The following is a 3,735-nucleotide window of genomic DNA, read 5'->3' as shown; positions in this document are numbered from 1 at the left end:
TGTGTACGGAGCTGGGCGATCAGCTCAGCGTTGTTGTTGATGTCTGTCAGGCGCGGCTGAGCCCGTCGCGTGTGGCGGAATGGGTGGAGCGGGGGATCATCGTCATGATAACCGGCTCCAAATTCTTTACGGGCCCACCTTTCTGTGGGGCCATTCTTCTTCCTCCCGCAATCCGCAGCCGTCTGCCGTCCCTGTCGCTTCCCAAAGGGCTGCGGGCCTATGGCAATCGGGATGAATGGCCGGAAGGCGCGGATGCTTCGGCGCTTAATAACGGTCACAATATCGGACTGGCGCTGCGCTGGTATGCGGCTCTGGCGGAAATGGATGCGCTGTTTGCGCTGCCCGATCCTGTTATTCGTGGACGTCTGACCCGGTTCATGACGGAAGCCGTGGCCATGGTTAAGGCCCGTCCGGCGCTGACCATGCTGCCGATGGGCACGCCCTTTGATGACGGCCGCTGGGATGCGGTGCCGACCATCCTGTCCTTTCTGGTTGAAGATCCGCATGCGCCCGGCCGTCCGCTGGCGCTGGAAGATGCGCGGCGGCTGCATCGCTGGCTGAATGCGGATCTGTCACCCTGGGTGACGGAAGGCGAGGGCAGCCTGCTCTGTGTGCTGGGGCAGCCGGTGCCGGTGCCTCATTCGCTGGTGGACGGGCCGGCCGGAGCGCTGCGTCTGTGCGCGGGGGCACGGCTTGTGTCGGGTGAGCCGTCGCATGAAGGGCTGGACGAGGAGCGGCGGATTCAGCGGGAGTGAATGTATGCACGCCGGGTTCTTGGAAATCTGTAGCTGATCCTGAAGCAATGGGATGTTCTGCTGGACGCGAACCCTGTCCCCCGTTACGCCCCGTTGTCATGACCCAGACAGACAAAGCGGTCCCGCACGGGCATTTTCTCGATACGCCGGAACTGCCGAAGGGCGTCACCCGGTTCTGGCTGATCCGTCATGCGGTTGTAGAAGCCAGTGCGCGCAAGACGATGTATGGCGCGCTCGATGTGCCGCTGTGCCGTGAAGCGATGGCGAGCCAGCAGGGCGGCTATGCCACACTGGCACGCCGTCTGCCGAAGGATGCGCTGTGGTATAGTTCACCGTTGCAGCGGGCGCAGGATACTGCGTCTGAAATCCGTAAAGCCGGGGCGTTTTCGCAGGATGTGACAATTGACGGGCGCTTCATCGAGCAGTCGATCGGGAAGTGGCATGGCACGCCGCATTCGGAGTTCATGTCCCTGCTGCGTCTGCCGCCCAATCCGTTCTGGTCCATTTCCGCCTGTGAGCTTCCCCCGGGCGGGGAGAGCATGCTGGATGTCTGTGCACGTGTGGGGCATGGGCTTGAGGATCTGGCGAATGCACATGAAGGTCAGGACATGGTTGTTGTCAGCCATGGCGGCGCCATCCGGGCAGCTCTGGCGCATGCGCTGAGCGTTCATCCCGATACGGCGCTCCGCTTTTCGATCCAGAACCTGTCCATCACCATTCTGGAGCGCATCGACTGCCTGTGGCGTGTCGTGACAGTCAACGAACTGCCTGATTTCCGGGGCTGATATCCTGCCGGGGAGAAGCATCAGTCTTCTCCCCGGTATTTTGGTTCAGGACTTGCTCGCGGCTGAGCATTGCTGCTGAAGACGGTCGATACCAGTCATCTGACATTCCACTACCAGTTCATTGACGGTGATCGTTTTCTTGGCCTTCTTCGCGATCGTGATCTGTTGGGGCAGTGTCGCCGGATCATCGAACAGTTTTTGTTCCTGGGCCAGATAGGCAAGGGCGTCATCGGTCTTGCCCTGGCTGTCGAGATAATCGGCCCATATGGTGACGGTTTGCAGGATGACGTCGTCACGCTGGCTGGCGGCCTGAAGATCCGCAATGGCCTGTCTGTTCTGGCCAAGCCCGGCTTCCGTCAGGATGTTGAAATAGAGCCAGATCTGGCTTGAGCGCACCGGACTGCCGATCCCCGCCAGAAGCTGTCGGGTTTTCTGCCAGTTCTTTGTCGCTGCCGTATCGGCAACGTCATTGATGGCCTGGCTTTCATGCAGGAATTTCTGCACCTCCCGGCTTCGGATCCACTTCTGGAAGGGCGCCTTGTGAAGGATCGGGATCAGGTCTGCATAATTGCGATTGATGTAATGTGACAGTTCCGCCTTGCGTTCAGCGGCGTGAGGATGATCGAGATTGACGTAGACCACGCCTTTTCCGACATAGTTCAGTCCGGAGCCCAGAAGTGAGAAGCCGGGTGTCAGGATGGGGCTCAGCACTGCGGCCGTCAGATTGTCTTTCTGGTTTTTCTCAGCTTCCTGCCGGGCCTTTTCCTGTGCTGCTTTTGCTTTCAGTTCGGCCCGCGCCGCATCGCGCTGGTCGGCTGTATTGAGAGCATCCAGCGAGGTTTCCGCCATGGAGACCGAGTATCCGGCTTTTGCCATCAGATCGACAGCAAGGGTATCGGCTTCCTCTTCCTGGGAACGGCTCCAGCTTGGGAAGCCGCCATATTCACCGATGGTATGTGCGCCATACAGGGACAGCAGAGCCATTTTGGCGCTTGATGCAATGGCGCTTCCGCCTGCGGCGCCGGCGACCATGGTGCCAAGTTCACCGGCCCCCGAGAATCTCTGTTCGAGTTTCTGGTTTGCGGCCTTGTCGGCTGCGTGTCCCAGAAGGATATGGGACAGTTCGTGAGCAATGACGAAAGCGAAAGCGTCTTCGGACTGCGTTTCCGGATTGTCAGAAAAATACTGGATCATGCCGGCGTTGATGAACATCGCTCCCGCAGGAGAGACGTCCGAGGAAAACTGCTCGTCCACGCTCAGGAAGATGGGCGCTTCGGGTTTTACCCCGGTCCACTGTGCCAGAAGACGGTCGCGGATCTGTTCCATGTAGGCGGTTACGGTCGGATCGACCACAATGCCTTCGATCTTGCTGTTGTGGGGAAAGATCAGTTTCTGAAGTGCGGGGCGCGTCGGATAGGATGCTGGGGGCGTAATATGGGAAATATAAGTGCCCTGCGCCGGGATGCCGGGATTGGACGTGCTGCATCCCAGAAGGGACAGGGTGCCTGCGAGTGCCAGGAACTTCTTCATGTCAGTGACCGCCAGGCTTGCAGTTGCTGGCAAATCCCGAGGATGAGCCTGTTCCGGAGGCTGAAAGCGTTCCAATATAGCTGCAGGATGTTTCCCGGGGGGCTGCTGCTGCCATTGTTGTCGTGACGGCAGCGCGGGCTACCAGAACGAGGCCTTTTGGAGTCTGGACCTTTAGCAATCCCGTCTCTTCGTCGATGCCGACAACCGGCTGGTTCAGCAGGTCAGAGGCGGGAATCTGACCGAGAGGAGTATGACTTTCCGAAAACGCATGAACCGTCTTTTCAAAGACGCCACTGACTGTAGGCGTTGATGCCGCCTGAGCCTGGGAAACCAGAATGGTGGCGCACAGAAGGCCAAGAGACAGGATCTTTTTCATTGAGAGCTGCTTTCGGAGTTTGGCACGCGTTCTGAGGTGAGGGCGTGCGACCGACGATTGAGGAAATTGACGAAAGTCAGGACGAATCCCGTGGATTCACAGGATTCCCCAACGGCCAGCCAGAGCAGGATGAATCCGATCCAGTCGGCATTTGGCCATTGAATGAAGAGTTCGTTCAGGGCGAATACGATGCCGGTCAGGCTTGTGAGCAGAGCGAGATGCGCCCAGAAACCCAGGCGGAATTTCTCGGCCTTTTCCGCTTCGGACTCTTCCAGATCGTGTGCGTGTT

At 59.0% G+C, this 3,735-nt stretch carries 4 protein-coding genes and 1 pseudogene; 2 read left to right on the top strand and 3 right to left on the bottom strand.

Annotated features, from left to right (window positions below; genetic code table 11):
* Both ABF824_RS15960 and ABF824_RS15955 read left to right on the top strand, forming a co-directional pair.
* Positions 1-755: pseudogene (locus ABF824_RS15960) on the top strand (hypothetical protein); the annotation flags it as partial.
* Between the two features lie 98 nt (positions 756-853).
* The gene (locus tag ABF824_RS15955; protein ID WP_415489947.1) at positions 854-1,540 is read left to right on the top strand and encodes a histidine phosphatase family protein; all 687 of its coding nucleotides are present in this window, start codon (positions 854-856) and stop codon (positions 1,538-1,540) included.
* A 45-nt stretch (positions 1,541-1,585) separates the two neighbouring features.
* On the opposite strand, the gene ABF824_RS15950 is transcribed toward ABF824_RS15955, so the two are convergent.
* The 3 genes from ABF824_RS15950 to ABF824_RS15940 form a co-directional block, all read right to left on the bottom strand.
* Positions 1,586-3,070 (bottom strand): M48 family metalloprotease, encoded by a 1,485-nt coding sequence (locus ABF824_RS15950; protein ID WP_415489946.1) that lies wholly within the window; start codon positions 3,068-3,070, stop codon positions 1,586-1,588.
* A gap of 1 nt (position 3,071) precedes the next feature.
* Complete coding sequence (locus ABF824_RS15945) at positions 3,072-3,446, bottom strand: hypothetical protein (RefSeq protein ID WP_415489944.1); 375 nt, start codon at positions 3,444-3,446, stop codon at positions 3,072-3,074.
* A partial coding sequence (locus tag ABF824_RS15940) for a hypothetical protein (protein WP_415489943.1) occupies positions 3,443-3,735 on the bottom strand: 293 nt, incomplete at its 5' end. The genes ABF824_RS15940 and ABF824_RS15945, both read right to left, overlap by 4 nt.

It is taken from the genome of Acetobacter sp. (assembly GCF_047721705.1).
GTDB lineage: Bacteria > Pseudomonadota > Alphaproteobacteria > Acetobacterales > Acetobacteraceae > Acetobacter.
Note: the sequence above shows the minus strand (reverse complement) of the source record. Positions and strands in the feature narration are given on the sequence as shown.